23 protein-coding genes, 1 tRNA gene and 1 pseudogene are annotated in these 16,437 nt (G+C 65.6%); 7 read left to right on the top strand and 18 right to left on the bottom strand.

Annotated features, from left to right (window positions below; translation table 11 throughout):
* Nucleotides 1-6: 6 nt before the first annotated feature.
* The 4 genes from RTK35_RS02835 to cysG all read left to right on the top strand — a co-directional run bounded on the left by RTK35_RS02835 (nucleotide 7) and on the right by cysG (nucleotide 4,493).
* The gene (locus tag RTK35_RS02835) at nucleotides 7-1,329 is read left to right on the top strand and encodes a replication-associated recombination protein A (protein WP_316907329.1); all 1,323 of its coding nucleotides are present in this window, start codon (nucleotides 7-9) and stop codon (nucleotides 1,327-1,329) included.
* A complete protein-coding gene (gene crcB / locus RTK35_RS02830) occupies nucleotides 1,326-1,706 on the top strand; it encodes a fluoride efflux transporter CrcB (RefSeq protein WP_044406340.1) in 381 nt (126 codons plus the stop codon). The genes RTK35_RS02835 and crcB overlap by 4 nt, the downstream gene beginning before the upstream one ends.
* A 16-nt stretch (nucleotides 1,707-1,722) precedes the next feature.
* The gene (gene serS / locus RTK35_RS02825; RefSeq protein ID WP_316907328.1) at nucleotides 1,723-3,003 is read left to right on the top strand and encodes a serine--tRNA ligase; all 1,281 of its coding nucleotides are present in this window, start codon (nucleotides 1,723-1,725) and stop codon (nucleotides 3,001-3,003) included.
* A gap of 98 nt (nucleotides 3,004-3,101) precedes the next feature.
* Nucleotides 3,102-4,493: a siroheme synthase CysG gene (gene cysG / locus RTK35_RS02820; RefSeq protein WP_236210564.1), complete on the top strand. Its 1,392-nt coding sequence runs from the start codon at nucleotides 3,102-3,104 to the stop codon at nucleotides 4,491-4,493.
* Here the strand turns inward: cysG and RTK35_RS02815 are convergent.
* The 7 genes from RTK35_RS02815 to RTK35_RS02785 form a co-directional block, all read right to left on the bottom strand.
* Complete coding sequence (locus tag RTK35_RS02815; protein ID WP_316907327.1) at nucleotides 4,481-5,482, bottom strand: glutathione S-transferase family protein; 1,002 nt, start codon at nucleotides 5,480-5,482, stop codon at nucleotides 4,481-4,483. The two genes, cysG and RTK35_RS02815, sit on opposite strands and share 13 nt — an antisense overlap.
* Nucleotides 5,483-5,556: 74 nt before the next feature.
* Nucleotides 5,557-6,552, bottom strand: coding sequence for a glycosyl transferase family protein (locus tag RTK35_RS02810; RefSeq protein ID WP_316907326.1), 996 nt, complete (start codon nucleotides 6,550-6,552; stop codon nucleotides 5,557-5,559).
* Nucleotides 6,549-6,884, bottom strand: a complete 336-nt coding sequence (locus RTK35_RS02805; RefSeq protein WP_069561068.1) for a TusE/DsrC/DsvC family sulfur relay protein — start codon at nucleotides 6,882-6,884, stop codon at nucleotides 6,549-6,551. The genes RTK35_RS02810 and RTK35_RS02805 overlap by 4 nt, the downstream gene beginning before the upstream one ends.
* Nucleotides 6,881-7,183 (bottom strand): sulfurtransferase complex subunit TusB, encoded by a 303-nt coding sequence (tusB, locus tag RTK35_RS02800; protein WP_316907325.1) that lies wholly within the window; start codon nucleotides 7,181-7,183, stop codon nucleotides 6,881-6,883. The genes RTK35_RS02805 and tusB overlap by 4 nt, the downstream gene beginning before the upstream one ends.
* Nucleotides 7,183-7,542 carry a sulfurtransferase complex subunit TusC gene (tusC, locus tag RTK35_RS02795; protein WP_222901726.1) on the bottom strand — a complete coding sequence of 120 codons (360 nt, stop codon included), beginning with the start codon at nucleotides 7,540-7,542 and terminating at the stop codon, nucleotides 7,183-7,185. The genes tusB and tusC overlap by 1 nt, the downstream gene beginning before the upstream one ends.
* Nucleotides 7,542-7,934, bottom strand: coding sequence for a sulfurtransferase complex subunit TusD (gene tusD / locus RTK35_RS02790; RefSeq protein ID WP_316907324.1), 393 nt, complete (start codon nucleotides 7,932-7,934; stop codon nucleotides 7,542-7,544). The genes tusC and tusD overlap by 1 nt, the downstream gene beginning before the upstream one ends.
* A 103-nt stretch (nucleotides 7,935-8,037) precedes the next feature.
* Nucleotides 8,038-8,706 carry a Bax inhibitor-1/YccA family protein gene (locus tag RTK35_RS02785; RefSeq protein ID WP_044406370.1) on the bottom strand — a complete coding sequence of 223 codons (669 nt, stop codon included), beginning with the start codon at nucleotides 8,704-8,706 and terminating at the stop codon, nucleotides 8,038-8,040.
* Nucleotides 8,707-8,837: 131 nt separating this feature from the next.
* Here RTK35_RS02785 and RTK35_RS02780 point away from each other — a divergent pair.
* Nucleotides 8,838-8,925: transfer RNA gene (locus RTK35_RS02780), tRNA-Ser, on the top strand.
* Nucleotides 8,926-9,046: 121 nt separating this feature from the next.
* On the opposite strand, the gene RTK35_RS02775 is transcribed toward RTK35_RS02780, so the two are convergent.
* The 11 genes from RTK35_RS02775 to RTK35_RS02725 form a co-directional block, all read right to left on the bottom strand.
* Entirely contained in the window at nucleotides 9,047-10,216 is a 1,170-nt protein-coding gene (locus RTK35_RS02775; protein ID WP_208274373.1) for an Arm DNA-binding domain-containing protein, read from the bottom strand.
* 134 nt (nucleotides 10,217-10,350) lie between these two features.
* Nucleotides 10,351-10,650 carry a hypothetical protein gene (locus RTK35_RS02770; protein ID WP_316907323.1) on the bottom strand — a complete coding sequence of 100 codons (300 nt, stop codon included), beginning with the start codon at nucleotides 10,648-10,650 and terminating at the stop codon, nucleotides 10,351-10,353.
* Between the two features lie 70 nt (nucleotides 10,651-10,720).
* Entirely contained in the window at nucleotides 10,721-10,933 is a 213-nt protein-coding gene (locus tag RTK35_RS02765) for a hypothetical protein (protein ID WP_107328434.1), read from the bottom strand.
* A gap of 50 nt (nucleotides 10,934-10,983) precedes the next feature.
* Nucleotides 10,984-11,127 carry a hypothetical protein gene (locus tag RTK35_RS02760; protein WP_160158584.1) on the bottom strand — a complete coding sequence of 48 codons (144 nt, stop codon included), beginning with the start codon at nucleotides 11,125-11,127 and terminating at the stop codon, nucleotides 10,984-10,986.
* A 52-nt stretch (nucleotides 11,128-11,179) separates the two neighbouring features.
* On the bottom strand, nucleotides 11,180-13,918 hold the full coding sequence (locus RTK35_RS02755) for a toprim domain-containing protein (RefSeq protein WP_107328435.1): 2,739 nt from the start codon (nucleotides 13,916-13,918) through the stop codon (nucleotides 11,180-11,182).
* Nucleotides 13,915-14,160: a hypothetical protein gene (locus RTK35_RS02750; protein WP_142010268.1), complete on the bottom strand. Its 246-nt coding sequence runs from the start codon at nucleotides 14,158-14,160 to the stop codon at nucleotides 13,915-13,917. Before RTK35_RS02750 ends, RTK35_RS02755 begins: the two co-directional genes overlap by 4 nt.
* A gap of 66 nt (nucleotides 14,161-14,226) precedes the next feature.
* Nucleotides 14,227-14,577, bottom strand: coding sequence for a hypothetical protein (locus RTK35_RS02745; RefSeq protein WP_316907321.1), 351 nt, complete (start codon nucleotides 14,575-14,577; stop codon nucleotides 14,227-14,229).
* Nucleotides 14,574-14,852, bottom strand: a complete 279-nt coding sequence (locus tag RTK35_RS02740) for an ogr/Delta-like zinc finger family protein (RefSeq protein WP_107328438.1) — start codon at nucleotides 14,850-14,852, stop codon at nucleotides 14,574-14,576. Before RTK35_RS02740 ends, RTK35_RS02745 begins: the two co-directional genes overlap by 4 nt.
* A gap of 2 nt (nucleotides 14,853-14,854) precedes the next feature.
* Nucleotides 14,855-15,046 (bottom strand): hypothetical protein, encoded by a 192-nt coding sequence (locus RTK35_RS02735; RefSeq protein ID WP_107328439.1) that lies wholly within the window; start codon nucleotides 15,044-15,046, stop codon nucleotides 14,855-14,857.
* A gap of 77 nt (nucleotides 15,047-15,123) precedes the next feature.
* Nucleotides 15,124-15,597 carry a YmfL family putative regulatory protein gene (locus RTK35_RS02730; protein WP_316907320.1) on the bottom strand — a complete coding sequence of 158 codons (474 nt, stop codon included), beginning with the start codon at nucleotides 15,595-15,597 and terminating at the stop codon, nucleotides 15,124-15,126.
* A gap of 35 nt (nucleotides 15,598-15,632) precedes the next feature.
* On the bottom strand, nucleotides 15,633-15,869 hold the full coding sequence (locus RTK35_RS02725) for a hypothetical protein (RefSeq protein WP_316907319.1): 237 nt from the start codon (nucleotides 15,867-15,869) through the stop codon (nucleotides 15,633-15,635).
* Between the two features lie 88 nt (nucleotides 15,870-15,957).
* On the opposite strand from RTK35_RS02725, the pseudogene RTK35_RS02720 reads away from it, so the two are divergent.
* Nucleotides 15,958-16,149 (top strand): annotated as a pseudogene (locus RTK35_RS02720) (helix-turn-helix domain-containing protein); the annotation flags it as partial.
* Nucleotides 16,150-16,158: 9 nt separating this feature from the next.
* Nucleotides 16,159-16,365, top strand: coding sequence for a hypothetical protein (locus RTK35_RS02715; RefSeq protein ID WP_316907400.1), 207 nt, complete (start codon nucleotides 16,159-16,161; stop codon nucleotides 16,363-16,365).
* Nucleotides 16,366-16,437 lie beyond the last annotated feature (72 nt).

The raw sequence follows: 16,437 nt of genomic DNA, 5'->3' as shown, positions 1-16,437 counted from the left end.
CGTCCCATGGACCTGTTCCGCAACGAACCCCTCGCCCAGCCACTGGCCGCGCGCCTGCGCGCCACCACGCTGGACGAGTACGTCGGGCAGGAGCACCTCCTGGCGCCGGGCAAGCCCCTGCGGGAGGCCCTGGAGCAGGGCGCGCTTCACTCGATGATCTTCTGGGGGCCCCCCGGGGTGGGCAAGACCACCCTGGCCAAGCTCCTGGCCCAGGTCAGCGATGCGCATTTCGAGACCATCTCCGCCGTGCTCTCGGGCGTGAAGGAGATTCGCCAGTCCGTCGAGATGGCCCGCCAGCAGGCCGCCCAGTATGGTCGGCGCACCATCCTCTTCGTCGATGAAGTGCACCGCTTCAACAAGTCCCAGCAGGATGCGTTCCTCCCCTACGTGGAAGACGGCACGCTGATCTTCATCGGCGCCACCACCGAGAACCCCTCCTTCGAGCTGAACAATGCGCTGCTGTCCCGTGCTCGGGTCTACGTGCTCAAGAGCCTCGACGAGCCGGCGATGCGCCGCCTCGTCGGGCGGGCGCTCAATGAGGAGAAGGGGCTGGGCAAGCGCAAGCTGAGCCTCTCGGATGAAGCCTTCTCCATTCTCGTCGCAGCGGCGGATGGCGACGGTCGCCGGTTGCTCAACCTGCTGGAGAACGCCGCTGACCTCGCCGAAGATGGCAGCGAGATCGCTCCCGAACTGCTGCAGAACCTGCTGGGTGACAGCCGCCGGCGGTTCGACAAGGGGGGCGAGGCCTTCTACGACCAGATTTCCGCCTTGCACAAGTCCGTGCGCGGCTCCAGTCCCGACGGCGCGCTCTATTGGTACGCGCGGATGATCGATGGCGGTTGCGATCCGCTCTACATCGCCCGTCGCGTGGTACGCATGGCCAGCGAAGACATTGGTAACGCCGATCCACGGGCGCTCAGCCTGTGCCTCGCCGCCTGGGATGTGCAGGAGCGCCTCGGCAGCCCCGAGGGCGAGCTGGCCGTGGCCCAGGCCATCGTCTACCTGGCCTGCGCGCCCAAGAGCAACGCGGTCTACACGGCTTTCAAGGCCGCCATGCGCGACGTGGCCGAGAACGGCTCCCGCGAGGTGCCGCTGCACCTGCGCAACGCGCCGACCAAGCTGATGAAGCAGCTCGGCTACGGGGACGACTACCGCTACGCCCACGACGAGCCCGATGCCTATGCCGCCGGGGAGGACTACTTCCCCGAAGACCTCGAGCCGCGTCGTTACTACGAGCCGGTGCCCCGAGGCCTGGAACTCAAGATCCGCGACAAGCTCGAGCACCTCGCCACGCTCGATGCCCGTAGCCCGAGGAGGAGACGTCCATGACGCCGCTACCCTTGCTGCTCTCCGTCTCCCTGGGCGGCGTAGCTGGCACCCTGCTGCGCTTCGCCACGGCCAACTGGGTCTCGGCGCACTGGCCTCGGCACTTCTACCTCGGTACTCTTGCCGTCAATATCGTCGGCTGCCTGCTCATCGGCTTCCTTTATGGCCTGTTCCTGCAGCGGCCGGAGGTGCCGATCGAGCTTCGTGCAGGCTTGATCGTCGGATTTCTCGGCGGCCTGACGACGTTTTCTTCGTTTTCCCTCGACACGTTGCGCCTGCTGGAGAGCGGCCAGGTTCCCCTGGCCCTCGGCTATGCGGCAATCAGCGTGCTGGGTGGTCTGCTTGCGACCTGGGCAGGCCTGACTTTGACCAAATTCTGATAGACGGGAACCTCACATGCTCGACTCCAAACTGGTACGCACCCAGACCCAGGACGTGGCCCAGCGCCTCGCCGCCCGTGGCTTCCAACTGGACGTGGCGCGCCTCGAATCCCTGGAAAACCAGCGCAAGGCCGTGCAGACCCGCACCGAGCAGTTGCAGGCCGAGCGCAATGCCCGCTCCAAGTCCATCGGCCAGGCCAAGCAGCGCGGTGAGGACATTGCACCGCTGCTGGCCGATGTGGACCGCATGGGCAGCGAGCTGGAAGAGGGCAAGCGTGAACTCGACCGCATCCAGGCCGAGCTGGATGGCCTGCTGCTGACCATCCCCAACATCCCGCATGAGTCCGTTCCGGTGGGCGCGGATGAAGAGGGCAACGTCGAGGTTCGTCGCTGGGGCACCCCGCGCAGCTTCGATTTCGAGGTCAAGGACCACGTCGCCCTGGGCGAGCAGCATGGCTGGCTGGACTTCGAAACCGCCGCCAAGCTCTCCGGCGCCCGCTTCGCCCTGCTGCGCGGCCCTATCGCCCGTCTGCACCGTGCCCTGGCTCAGTTCATGATCAACCTGCACACCGGTGATCATGGCTACGAAGAGGCCTACACCCCCTATCTGGTCCAGGCGCCCGCGCTGCAGGGTACCGGCCAGCTGCCGAAGTTCGAGGAAGACCTGTTCAAGATCAGCCGCGAGAACGAGGCCGACTTCTACCTCATCCCCACTGCCGAAGTGTCCCTGACCAACATCGTGGCGGGCGAGATTCTCGACGCCAAGCAACTGCCGCTGAAGTTCGTCGCCCACACCCCGTGCTTCCGCAGCGAGGCGGGTGCATCCGGCCGTGACACCCGCGGCATGATCCGCCAGCACCAGTTCGACAAGGTCGAGATGGTGCAGGTCGTCGAGCCGTCCAAGTCCTTCGAAGCCCTGGAATCCATGACCGGCAATGCCGAGCGCGTGTTGCAACTGCTGGAGCTGCCGTACCGCGTGCTCGCCCTGTGCACCGGGGACATGGGCTTCTCCGCCACCAAGACCTACGACCTCGAAGTCTGGGTGCCGAGCCAGGACAAGTACCGCGAGATTTCCTCCTGCTCCAACTGCGGTGATTTCCAGGCCCGTCGCATGCAGGCGCGCTACCGCAACCCGGAAACCGGCAAGCCGGAGCTGGTCCACACCCTCAACGGCTCCGGCCTGGCCGTAGGCCGGACCCTGGTGGCGGTGCTGGAGAACTACCAGCAGGCGGACGGCAGCATTCGCGTGCCCGAGGTGCTCAAGCCCTACATGGGCGGCATCGACAGCATCGGCTGATTGCCCGCGCCCGCACCGGCGCCTGTCAGCCTGTCCAGCCCGCGTCTCGGCCTCTGCCGACGCGGGCTGTTTCTTCCCGATTCACCCAGGGCTTATCCATGGATTTCCTACCGCTGTTCCACAACCTCCAGGGTCGTCATGTGCTTGTCGTCGGGGGTGGGGAGATCGCCCTGCGCAAGGCGCGCCTGCTGGCAGACGCCGGCGCCTGCCTGCGGGTTGTGGCGCCGGAGATCGACAGCCAACTGGTGGCATTGGTCGAGCAGTCCCAGGGGCTGGTGCATCACCGTGGGTATGCCTCGGGTGACCTGGAGGGGGCGGTGCTGGTCATTGCCGCCACCGATGACGAGCCGCTCAACGCACAGATTTCCCGCGATGCCCAGGCGCGCGGTGTGCCGGTCAACGTGGTGGATGCGCCGGCCCTGTGCAGCGTGATCTTCCCTGCCATCGTCGACCGCTCGCCGTTGATCGTCGCGGTGTCCAGTGCGGGGGATGCGCCTGTCCTGGCCCGGCTGATCCGCGCCAAGATCGAGACCTGGATCCCATCCGCCTATGGCCAGTTGGCTGGCCTGGCCAAGCGCTTCCGCCAGCAGGTCAAGCAGCTGTTCCCCGACGTGCAGCAGCGCCGGGTGTTCTGGGAGGACGTCTTCCAGGGGCCTATCGCCGAACGCGTGCTGTCTGGGCAGCCCGCCGAAGCCGAGCGAATGCTCGCCGAGCGGGTCGCGGGCGGTGCGCCCAAGCCTCTGGGCGAGGTGTACCTGGTGGGGGCTGGCCCGGGCGATCCGGACCTGCTCACCTTCCGCGCCCTGCGGCTGATGCAACAGGCGGATGTGGTGCTCTACGACCGCCTGGTGGCCGAGCCCATCATCGAGATGTGCCGGCGTGACGCCGAGCGGATCTACGTGGGCAAGCGCCGCGCGGACCATGCCGTCCCCCAGGAGCAGATCAATCGCCTGCTCATCGACCTGGCCAAGCAGGGCAAGCGGGTGCTGCGGCTGAAAGGTGGTGACCCGTTCATCTTCGGCCGGGGTGGCGAGGAGATCGGCGAACTGGCCGCCCATGGCATCCCCTTCCAGGTGGTGCCGGGCATCACCGCTGCCTCCGGTTGCGCCGCTTACGCCGGCATCCCGCTGACTCACCGCGACCATGCGCAGTCGGTGCGCTTCGTCACCGGGCACCTGAAGGATGGCAGCAGCGACCTGCCCTGGGCTGACCTGACTTCGCCCGGCCAGACGCTGGTGTTCTACATGGGCTTGGTGGGCCTGCCGATCATCTGCGAGCAGTTGGTGCGCCATGGCCGCTCAGCGGACACGCCGGCGGCGCTTGTGCAGCAAGGCACCACCCGCAACCAGCGGGTGTTCACCGGTACCCTGGGCAACCTGCCGCAATTGGTGGCCGAGCACGAAGTCCACGCGCCGACGCTGGTGATCGTCGGCGAGGTGGTCAAGCTGCGTGACCAGCTCGCCTGGTTCGAAGGCGCTCAGGCGGACTGAGCAATGCCGCGCCCCGGCAGGTGATCGCGAGCGTGGGCGCTCAGCAGGTCGAGTTCGGGCCCGAGGGGGATGATCCCGGTCGGGTTGATGGTCCGGTGGCTGGCGTAGTAGTGGCCCTTGATATGGGTGAGGTCCACCGTCTCCGCAATCCCGGGCCATTGGTACAGCTCCCGTAACCAGCCTGAAAGATTGGGATAGTCCGCCAGGCGCTTGAGGTTGCACTTGAAGTGCCCGTGGTAGACCGCGTCGAATCGGATCAGGGTGGTGAACAGCCGCCAATCGGCCTCGGAGAGGTGCTGGCCCGCCAGGTAGCGGGACTCAGCCAGTCGCGCCTCCAGGGCATCCAGCTCCCCGAACAGCGTGGTCACCGCCTCTTCATAGGCCGCCTGGGTGGTGGCGAAGCCGGCCCGATAGACACCGTTGTTCACCGCCGGGTAGATGCGCTCGTTCAAGGCGTCGATATCGGCCCGCAGCGGGGCAGGGTAGAGATCGAGCGTGTTGCCGGTCAGCTCATCGAAGGCGCTGTTGAACATCCGGATGATCTCAGATGACTCGTTGCTGACGATCCGCTGCTGCTGTGTGTCCCAGAGTACCGGCACGGTCACCCGGCCGCTGTAGGTCGGGTCTTCCCGGGTATAGAGCTGGTGCAGGAAGTCCAGGCCGTGGAGCACGTCGCCGGTTGAGCCCTGTGCCTGGTCGAAGGTCCACCCGTTTTCCCGCATCAGCCAGCTCACCACTGAAACACCGATCAGCGATTCCAGCCCTTTCAGGCGACGCACGATCAGGGTGCGGTGAGCCCAGGGGCACGCCAGGGATACGTAGAGGTGATAGCGCCCGGCCTCTGCCTTGAAGCCGCCGACACCACTCGGACCTGGCTCGCCGTCACGGGTGATCCAGTTGCGGCGCCGGGCGTCCTCGCGCTTGAAGCGCCCATCCCCGGACGTGTCGTACCAGGTGTCGTGCCATGTGCCGTCGACCAGCAATCCCATTGTCCTGACCTCGTTGATATGCGAGGCGCCAGTCTAGAGGCGATGAGGCGGGCAGAGGGATGAAGAATCCGGGTTCAGGTTATCGACGGTATCGATGGATTGCGCTGTGCCCACAGCCGCTCGGCCTCGGCAAATGCCACGTCCCGGTCGTGGCCCAGGCCGCGCAGGGCGAGCGCCATGGTGGCCGTGACAGCCAACTGGCCGTAGCTGTCGTCCCGGCTTCCGTGCCATAGGCCCAGCAGTTGGTCGACGGCCAGGCGCTCAGGCTTCACATGACGCAGTGCGGACAGCGCCGGCCAGTCCTCGTCCCATACCTCGCCATCGCGGGTACCGAACAGGGTGCAGGCGCTGTCGGGGTTGACCTCGATCTCGCCGCCTTCGCCCTTGATCACCACCGAGGTGTCGCCCAGCAAGCGGCTCGCCTCGCGATGCACGGCCTGGTAGCCCGGGTGGAAGATGCTCTGCAGGCCGCAGCGGGCCTGGAGCGGGTTCAGCACGCGTGCGAGTGAGTGGATGGGCGAGCGCAGCCCGAGCACGTTGCGCAGGTCGATCATCCGTTGCAGACGCGGCGCCCAGGCCCCCAGGGAAATGAAGGCGATGTTGTGACGGGCCAGTGCGGCTTCGACAGCAGACCAGTCTGCGCAGTCGGGAATGCCCAGGCACTCCAGGTACTGTTCCGTATAGACCCGCCCTGCCGTGTGCAGGCCGCCACCGTGCAGCAGGATGCGGTACCCACCCTGGGCCAGGGCCTTGGCCGCCAGCAGGAACCAGGGGTGATGGCGCTTCTTGCCCGCATAGCTGGGCCAATCCAGGTCGATTGGCAGGCGAGGGGCGTCATTGCGTGCACGGAAGGCTTCGGTGAAACCCGCCAGCTCTTCGGCGCTTTCCTCCTTGTGCCGCAGCAGCATCAGGAAGGCGCCGAGCTGGGCCTCTTCCACTTCGCCGTCCAGCAGCATGCCCATGGCATCGCGAGCTTCTTCACGGGTCAGGCCACGGGCGCCGCGTTTGCCTTTGCCGAGGATGCGGACGAACTGGGCGAACGGGTGTTCAATCGGGGCTGCGGGCGTCATAGGCAATTCGTCGGTCGGGGCAGGCCGGCGAGCTTGGCGGCAAGCTTGGCAGGAGCGCCCTTGAAGAGGTGATTGAGGTGCAGGCTGTTGCCCTTTTCCGGGCCCAGCTTCTGGGCGACGTACTTGATCAGCGGGCGATTGGCCGGTGACAGCTGGAACTCGTCGTAGAAGGCGCGCAACAGTTCGAGGATTTCCCAATGGGCTGGTGTCAGTACCAGTTCCTCCCTGCGGGCCAGCGCTTCGGCGACGGCAGGGCTCCAGTCGGAGAGGTTTTCCAGGTAGCCGTCCTTGTCCAGTGCAAGGTTGCGGCCGTCATGCTCCAGGGTGTTCATAGCCAGCTGTTCACCTTGTCGTAGTCCAGGCACAGCGCCACGAAGCGCGGGTAGTCCAAGGCGGTGCAATGGCAGGGGAGGTCGGTCAGGGCACGGGCCAGGATGTCTTCCTCCAGGGCGAACAGCGCCACCTGGGCAGAGAGCTGGTCCAGCTTCAGCCTGGGAGCGGAGCCTTGGCGCAGGGCCTGGACTGCCTCACCCGTCAGCAGCAGGGCATCGCCTTGGCCGAGCACGCGCAGGCAACTGGCAAAGCGGCTGTCGCCGAACGGTGAGTGGGAAAGGATATGCAGCGTACTCATCAGAGGGTCACCACCAGGTCATGGCGCGCGATGAGGGCGCGCAGCGCCTCGTCATCCAGTGGCTGGGCAGGCAGGGCCAGGTGCGAGGCATCCAGCCCGCGTTCCTGCAGGCTGTAGGCGCAGGCGAACAGTTCCTCAATCCCGAACAGTGGCAAGGCCTGCAGATTGGCACTGAGGTCTTTCTGCTGAATATGGTGGGGAGCTTGGTCAGGCGTCAGCTGGAAGACGCCGTCATCCATGAACAGCATGGCCAGCGGCAGATCGAAGGCACCACCGGCCAGCGCGATGTCCAGCGCCTCGCGGGCGCTGGGGCCAGAGCCTGGTGCGCGACGGCTGATGATGAGCATGGACTTGGCCATCAGTCCCCTCCGAAGCAGACCAGCCGGTCTGCCAGTTGAGCGGTCTCGTGCAACTGCCCGAGGCCGGAAAGTGTCCATCCACCCGCCAGGTTGGCCGCCTCTCGGCCGTACCGCGCCGCCTCCTCGGCATTCAGCACGCCCCGGCGCAACGCGGCGGCGATGCACACCACGCCGTCCAGTTGATGAGCCGCGACCAGCGTCTGCCACTCCCGCGCCGTATCGGTTTCATCCTGCGGTGCGACGATGTTGGCCGAGGCGCTGTGCACGCCGTCCTGGTAGAAGAAAAGCCGCACCACTTCATGGCCGGCCGCGAGCACGGCTTCGGTGAAGCGCAGCGCCCGGCGAGAAGCTGGCGAGTGGGGCGGGGAGAAGAGGGCGATGGCGAATTTCATGGAGCAGATCGTCTTGAATGCAGGGCGCCATGATAAGGCTTGGGCCGTCGTTTTGCAGGCAAGAAAAAGCCCGCCGAAGCGGGCTTTCCTTGAGGCTGCGGGTTCAGTCGTCGCCGCTCATCACACCGAAGATCTGCAGCAGGCTGACGAACAGGTTGTAGATCGACACGTACAGGCTGATGGTCGCCATGATGTAGTTGCGCTCGCCGCCGTGGATGATCGCACTGGTCTGGAACAGGATGCAGACCGAGGAGAACACCACGAAGCCAGCGCTGATCGCCAGTTGCAGGCCGCTGATGTCGAAGAAGAAGCTGGCCAGCATGGCGCCGATCAGGACGAAGAACCCGGCGGTGATGAAACCGCCCAGGAAACTCATGTCCTTGCGGGTGGTCAGCACATAGGCCGACAGGCCGAAGAACACTAGCGCCGTCATGGCGAACGCCGAGGCTACTACTTCACCGCCGTTGGGCATGCCCAGGTAGCGGTTGAGGATGGGGCCGAGGGTGTAGCCCATGAAGCCGGTCAGGGCGAAGGTGGACAGCAGGCCCCAGGCGGAATTGCGCAGTTTCACGGTCAGGAAGAACAGACCGTAGAAGCCCAGCAGCACCACGAAGATGCTCGGGTAGCCGACGCGCATCTGCTGCGCGACGTAGGCGACCAGGCCGCTGAAGGCCAGGGTCAGCGCCAGAAGGCCATAGGTGTTGCGCAGCACCCGGCTGACTTCGAGGTCGCCGGCCTGCGCCTGGCTGATTGCGTAATCGTGATCGCTCATTTGCATGACTCCTGCAAGTTTGTAAGGTCCGTGACCGCAGTCGGGCGAAATGATAACAGAGCGCACGAACGTCCCACGTGACAGAGTTTGACAGCGTGTTGCGTTCGGGTACTATTGCCGCCCGCAATTGCGGAAGTGTGGCCGAGTGGTTGAAGGCAGCGGTCTTGAAAACCGCCGATGGGAAACTATCCGTGAGTTCGAATCTCACCGCTTCCGCCATCTAAGTAGTTGTTTTCATTGAGGTTTTTAAATCGAAACCCGCAAAAGGGAACGATTTGGGAACATTTTGGGAACAGCGCATGAAAAAGGGGGCCTTTCGAGGCCCCCTTTTTTGTTGCTTTCAGATCAGTTTTAGCGCCTGGTTCAGCAGGCCGACGACGTCTGGCCCGTCCGTGCTGATCCACTTGGCGTAGTGCTTGAAGATCATCGCCGTGGACGTGTGGCCCATCTGGTCGGCGATCCACTCCGGTGTGGCGATTCCGCTGGACAGCATCTGGCTGGCGAAGGTGTGGCGGCACTGGTTCGGGCCGCGTTGGCGGACGCCGGCCTTCTTCAGGTGCCCATTCCACCATCCGTTGCGCAGCGTGTCCGACGTCGAGAAGGCTTCGCCGCTGGCCGTGTTGTGGAAGACGAAGCGCACCTTCTGCGCCTTCCTGGTGCGGTTGTCGCGGTCGATCACCTCGATCGGCACCGGCTTCAGGTTCCGGGTCAGCGGCGCCTGGCGCTGCAGCGCGCGCAGGGCAGGGGCGAGCAGCTGCACCTTTCGGGTTGAGCGGCGCGTCTTGGTCACCTTGTACTGGCTGCGCACCCTGGCGCGCCGGAAGGTCACCGTACCGGCCTCGAGGTCGACGTCCTCCCAGGCCAGCGCAAGCGCCTCGCTCACACGTGGGCCGCTCCACAGCATGAACTCGATGAGATTCAGCTCCGCCTGGCGATGAGTGGGCGTGCCGAGGATGCTCTCGATCTCCTCCCGGGTGAACGGATCCGGGTCCTCGGCGTCCGGCAGGGTGATCTCGATGCCATCGGTTGGGTCATGCGCAGATCGGTTGCGCGTGCGGTACAGACGGAAGATCTGCCGCAGGTTGCTCACCACCTCGCGCACCGTCTTGTTGTGCAGCTTGGGCATCAGCGTGTTCTGCACCCAGTCCTGCACGTCCAGGTGGTCGATGGTGTCCGCCTGGCAGTCGCCCCAGCGCGGGCGGATGTGGGTCTCCACCCGGCTGCAATAGCCGCGAAAGCCGCTGGGGGCCATCTTGTTGCGCTTGATGTCCAGCCACAGGTCGATGTAGTGGCCGAGGGTGTTGGTCTTGACCTTCGGAGAGTCTGGGAAGTGCCGGGCATAGCTGAAGGTGCCCGCCTTGATCTCGTAATTGATCATCCCCACCAGGCGCTCGGCCTGGGCGATGTTCTCCGGAGTGGCCTCCCCGGGAAAGGGCTCCCTGCACAGCTCGCCGTCATAGCGGAAATACACGCGCACGGTCCTGCCGCGCACCTCGACACCATCAGCCATCTGCGTCCCCACACAGAAGAAAGCGGCGCCAGTCTAGGGGCACCGTGAAGGCTCGGCCCCGCAAGGGGCCGAGAATTGCGCATCGTCGATTCTTGTTGGATGGCCCAGCGCCGAAGGGCGCCGGGCCTGGGGCATCACGCCTTGCGGCCGCAGTGGGTGAAGCGCGAGCAACCGTAGTCGAGGCCCTCGCGTGGGTGCTCCTGGAGCAGATCGGGTGCCAGGCCCAGCTTCCTGGCCAGCGCCTCGGCCGCCTGGGCCGCGCCGGAGGTGCAGCTCGCGGTGGGCTTGTAGCCGCGCGCCCTGGCGATGTAGGTCCCGGTGCTCTGGCGCACGTTGATGGTGATGGGCTCGGTACACACCGCAGTGGCCATGGTCTGGCGGTCGTCAGCAGTGGTAGCCTGTGTGCCACTGACTTCGGGGGCTTGTGCTTGCATGGTGCTTCTCCTTGGGGTTGGTCAGGCCCTGGTGAGTTGCCGCTCGCCGGGGCCTTCTTGTTTCTGGCGGTCAGCCGAGGCGGACTTTCGTCTCCCCGTCGAACACGAACAGATCGACATCCTCCATCCGGTACCGGCCGCCGTAGCCGCCCTTCACCGTGTAGCCGTCCTTGTCCGGAGCGATCCGCACCTTGAACGGATAGCCGTAGCCCTGGCTGCGGCACCACTCGGCCTGGTAGGCGTACTTGCTGGTGGGTTTGATCTCTGCATAGAGCTGCTGCATCGCGGGTCTCCTCAAGCGCGCCCAGGCGTTGCCGCGCCCGGGCGATCCGGTCAGGGCATCAGCGCCAGCAGCACGCCCGGCGCCTGGTAGGCGATGAAGCCCATGGCGAACAGCGCAACCGCGCTGCTGCCCAGGGTGTAGATCCACTCCGCACGGCTGTGCTGGCGTTCCTGTTGGTTATCGTGGGTTTGCATGGTGCTTCTCCTTGGGGTTGATGCCAGAGCGTTGCCGCGCCCTGGCGGGGGATCAGGCCTGGTCCTTGAACGTCCAGCACTTCACCGTCGTGCAGCGCTGGTTGCAGGCGTTGTTGCGGCTGTTGAAGGCCGCGCGCACCGCACTGTCCACGGCCTTGTTCTTGTCGATCAGCGGGCGGGACCGGCTGTTGACCAGCAGCGCGCGCAGCGTCGCCGCATCGGCCAGCTTCTGTTTGTGCTCCGCGGCCCGCTCGCAGAACTCGTTGAGGTTGATGGCGATCACCCCGGGCTTCTTGCTGTGGTTCACCAGCGGCTCGTCGTAGAGCGACTCCAGGTACTCGTACACCTCCCAGAACTCCGCCACCTCCTGCGGATCCGCGTTCACCGCGTACTGGCGGCCCACCGCCATCGCCGTCAGCTCGCGCAGCACCGCCTCGTGCTGGCGGTCACTCAGCGGCACCACCTCGCGCATCGCATCGGTCAGCGCCATCAACTGCGCGTGGTTCTTGATGATCCGCTCGATGCGGATCTCCTTCAGGCCGCGCAGCGCCTGCTCGTGCGCCTTCACCCGCTCGCGGAACACCTGCAGCACCTTCTGCTCCGCCCGCACCGCCATCAGCAGAAAGTGGCTCACCTCCATCGCCTGCAGGTGGTTGAGGTTGTCCGCCGCCGCCCGGCTCGCGCTGGTCACCTCCGGCCGCACGAAGTGCAAGCGCACGATCCGCGTCAGAATCGCCTCAGAGGCCTGCACCGTCGCGTTCTGGCTGATCACCAGCGCCCCACGGAAGGGCGGCTCATGGGTCTCGTTGCCGGCGGTCTTCACCCCCGTCACCCCCAGGCTGCCGCCGTTGAACATCGGCTTGAACTCGTCCCAGTCGAAGGCCTTGGCCGCATTGCCCGCACTGTCGCTGCGGTCGGCCTCCAGCATCACCAGCGGCATCCCCGACACCTGGCTGAGCCAGCGGCGCAGGCCCGCCTTGGACATCTTCGACGGATCCTTGCCTTCCTCATCTGGCCGGCCCAGCAGCTTCCAGAGGAACATCAGCAACGTCGACTTGCCCGCCCCGGCCTCGCCCGTCACCTCCAGGAACGGGAAGGACTGGAACTCCGCGCGGATCTGCTCCGCAAACAGCGAACCGAACCAGAACGCCAGCGCGATCAGCCCCTGGGTGTTGAAGCACAGCCACAGCCAGTCCAGCCACTCCCGGCGGTAGCCCTCATCGGTGCGCGCGATCTCCAGCTTGATGGACTTCTGCAGCGACTTCAGGCGCAGCCCCTTGAACTCGAAGTAGTCCTCCGCATTCGCCTGTTCCACCACCCCACCGCGCACCGCCAGGTCCCCGAACACATAGCAGCCGTGGTCCTTCGCATAGCCGATGAAATCGATGGTGCGCACCGTCTTCAGCCCGTACAGCTGCTCCTTCATGATCTTGTCCAGGTGCGCCCCGGTACCGGTGAACACCGCCCCCGCCGCCATGCCCAGCAAACGCTTCTTGAACTCGCTGGCCGCCGCCACCTGGCCCCCCGTGAAGGTGTTGCGCACCGAAGGCTCGTCGTGCGGGAAGTCCACCCGGAAGTAGTACCAGCTCTCGTCCGTGATCTCGTTGCGCTGGAAGTACAGCGCCTGCGGGTAGCAGTTGGCGATCTCCACCACACAGCCCGCCTGGCGCAGCGCCTTCTCGCGCTTCTGCTTGTGGTTCAGCACCTGCTCGTCCTGGTCCTCCGTATCCTCCAGCCCGCGCATCGCACTGTTGAACTTCTCGATGTCCAGCTTGAACCAGTACAGGCGGTTCTCATGCCCGAAGTGGAACTCCCCCTGCTCGCGCCAGTTGTACATCAGCAGCGCCTTCTCGCTCGCGTTCTCCGCCAGCAGCAGCGCCCCGTGGTAGCGGGCCGCCTTCAGGTCCCGGTCCATGGCCTCCGCACGCCGGGCCGGGTCATCGATGAACTGCCAGCGCTGGTGCAGATCGTTCCAGTCCGCCTTGCGCTCGCGCTGCGGGATCTGCGCCGCCTCACAAGGGAAGCCCAGCTCCCGGGCCATGGCCGCGTGCTTGCGCGTATAGCGGTGCGCACCGGGCTCGTTGTCCAGCGCCCACACCAGCCTCGGCAGCCGCTTGCCGGCCTCCGCACGGGCCTTGGCCAGCGCCTTGAGCGATTCGAAGGGGAAGTGCGCGCTGCTCATCGCCGACACCGCCGCAATCCCGTGGTGGAGCAGAGCGATGCAATCGAAGATGCCCTCCACCACCCACAGCTCGCCCGCCTCCAGCAGGTCCACACACGGCGGCACCCACCAATGGCCCCGGGGCGACTGCCCCGGCGCAAAGCGCGCCTTCATCTTGCCGAAGCGGTGCGGCCGGTCGATCAGCCGCTCCCAGTAGCCACCGTGCTCGAGCGCGAAGCGCACCGTCGCACTGCCGATGCCCAGGTCCCGGTTGTAGTAGTTCTCCTGGGTGTACCAGCCCTTGATCAGCCCCAGGTCAAAGCCCCGGGCGAACTGCAGATAGGCATCGGCCGAAGCGTGCGGCGCCAGCTCCGTCGCCGGGTGCTGCTTGCTGTAGTCATCGAACAGATCCTCAAACAGCTCCTTCACATGCCACTGCTCACCGCACTTGCTCTCCCGGCCGCACTTGATGAACCACGGCTCGTCATGGCGGCTGTACAGCTCCTTTCTCCCGCAGGCCGGGCAGGTGCCCTTGCGCAGGTACTGCGTATTGCTCGCGCGAACCAGCCCGTAGGTGTGCTCCAGGCGGCGCAGCACCTCCAGGCGGATCTCTCTCGGCATCGACTTCATCGTGTGGCCTTGGCAGAGGCGCGCAGCGCAGCAATCAGCGCACCGATGGTGCGCTTGTTGCCGGCCAGCGCCGGGTAATCATCGAGGATGCGGCGCGCCCGCAGCGCCGCCGGCACCGAGCGGTAGCGGTCGTCGTACCAGTGCTCGTTGATGGCCCGGTTCAGCTCCGCCCGCAGGCTCTTCAGCAGCGCCTCGGCCCAGGTCCGGGGCAGGTCCAGGTGGATCGCAACCGGCTTGTACATGGCATGACCCTCGAATTGCGGATGCAACAACCCCAAACCCGCAGCGCGGGCTGGGCGTATCAGTGATCAGGGAGTGGTGAAGCGCGCGAGAAAGGCAGAGGGCAGAATGCGCCGCTGCACGAAGATCTTCTGGCCGTTGCGGCAATCGATCAGGCAGATCGCATCCCGGTCCGGCGCCGCCGACAGGTCCACCTCCACCCAGTTCGCCTCCCGCAGCCGGGCAAAGGCCCGCTCCACCAGGCGCTGGGCCAGAAACAGCGGCACCTCCAGCGCCAGGGTCAGGTGCAGCGTCGCCCGCTGCAGCAGCTGCTCGTCGCCCAGGTGCTCATCGGCATGGCGCCGCAGATAGGCCAGCGCCGCACGCAGCATCTGTTCCTGGTAGTCCTGAGTGTCCACATCGTGGGGCAGGGCGCTCATCGGGGTACCTCCAGCAGGTCCAGTTGCTTGTCGCCCGCCTGGCGCATCGCCTCCCGCCGCAGCGCCACCGGAGCCACCGGCAACCGCACGGACGGGTTGGGCATGCCCGAAGGGCTCATCTCATGGGTCATCTCGAACTCCGCCCGCGCCGACCAGCCGCAGGCCTCGTTGGTGCATTGCAGGTACGCCACCCGCAGAAACACATGGGTCCCCTCACTGGTGCGGATGCGCATGCGCCCCGCGCAGTGCGGGCAAACCAGTTTGTAGGTGCTCATCGTTACAGGGGCTCCGCCACTTCCAGCGCAATGTTCAGCGGCACCAGCGCATCACCCAGCGCAAGGCGGATCTCGCTGCCGGCATCGCCCCCATCGACCTCCGCCACCACCTCCCTCAAGGTGTCCAGACGCTCCTGCGCGCGGTCCAGCAGGCGGATCAACTGTGCTCTGACGTCATCACTGAGGTGTGCCATGGGTGTTCTCCCGCAAATGGATGTGAAGGCTGGATCGGCCGCCACCAGGCGTGGCCGGCAACATGCGCAGGGCCCGCTCATGGCTCACCCGCCTGCAGGTGCAGGGTGATCACCGCCCCCACCTCCGCATGCCGCGCCGCAATGTGCGCACGGTGCGCCGCGATGATCTGCGCCAGCTCCGACTCGGTAATGCGCCCGTCGTCCAGGGCCTTGGCGATGATCTGGTCCACCTTGCCCTCCGCCACATCCGTGGCCAGGGCACGGGCGTAGAGGTCGATGTTGTCCAGCTCCGCCGCCTCCGGCATCGACACGAACACACCGCCGTACAGCCGGCAGAGGTAGTCCGGCAGAAAGCGCGTCCCGGCAATCAGCTCGATCTGCCGCACCTGCTCGTCCGAGAGCGGCCGGTGCCCCGGGTTCTCGTACACCTGGTTGTCCAGCCGCTTCAGCTCCAGCCCCAGGTGCGCCGCCGCACACTCGCGGCCCCCCGGAAAGGCCGCCACCGCACTCATCACCGCCTTGCGGCGGCTATCAAGAATCGCGTGCTTCATGTTCTCGTTTCCCCCAGCCAGGCCGACCGCTACGGTCAGCTCACCTTCGCGAAGGGATGCGTCAGCAAGCCCGGAATCAGCTCCGTCCCGAGCAACTGGGAGAGGTCCCGCATGATGGAGAAGGCAATGCGCCCGTTCGGCAGCTCCGCCGACTCTGCCCAGCGCTCTACGGTCTGCGTCACCGTGCGCGGCTCATAGCCCTTTTTGAGCGCGAACTGGCGGAAGCTGAGGCCCTGCTCGATGAGCCGGGCGTGAATCTGTCGTTTGTTCATGGAATGGCGTGCCCCGCTTGGCTAAGATGTTCCCAATGCGGTGCAAGTTAGATTCCCAATCGGGATTAGTCAAGAGGATATTTCCCATATGGGAATTGGCCAGAGAATACGGCAGGCCGTCGAGAGCCTTGGTCTCTCGCTCAAGCAGGCTGCCGCCAGGTGCGATATTTCCTACAGCTCAATGCAGAACTGGGCTGGTGGGCACCGTGATCCCAGACCGGAGGCGCTCATCACCATTGGGTCCCGTTTGGGAATCTCGATTGACTGGTTGCTGACAGGGGAGGGGCCCATGTTGCGTGCCGATCTCGGTCAGACAACACCCTCCGACTCCGCCAGCCCCCGGGAGCAAGCGCTGTTGAATCTGTGGCGTGAGCTGGACGAAGAAGCCCAGCGAGACGTCCAGCGGCATGCCGAAGAGAAGAAACGTCTGACAACCCTTGAGCAACGTGTCGCGGAGTTGGAGGCGGTTGTCGCTGCAAGTAAACGGCTGGCATGATCTGTTCCCACCGGGAACAGTCGGTGCGGCGTTGACCCACTGCCTACCACCCGTGGCTTGATCAGATAACCA

The sequence above is a fragment of the Pseudomonas sp. zfem003 genome (assembly GCF_032621675.1).
Lineage (GTDB): Bacteria > Pseudomonadota > Gammaproteobacteria > Pseudomonadales > Pseudomonadaceae > Metapseudomonas > Metapseudomonas otitidis.
The sequence above is the reverse complement of the archived record's forward strand: the minus strand, read 5'-3'. Positions and strand labels throughout refer to the sequence as shown.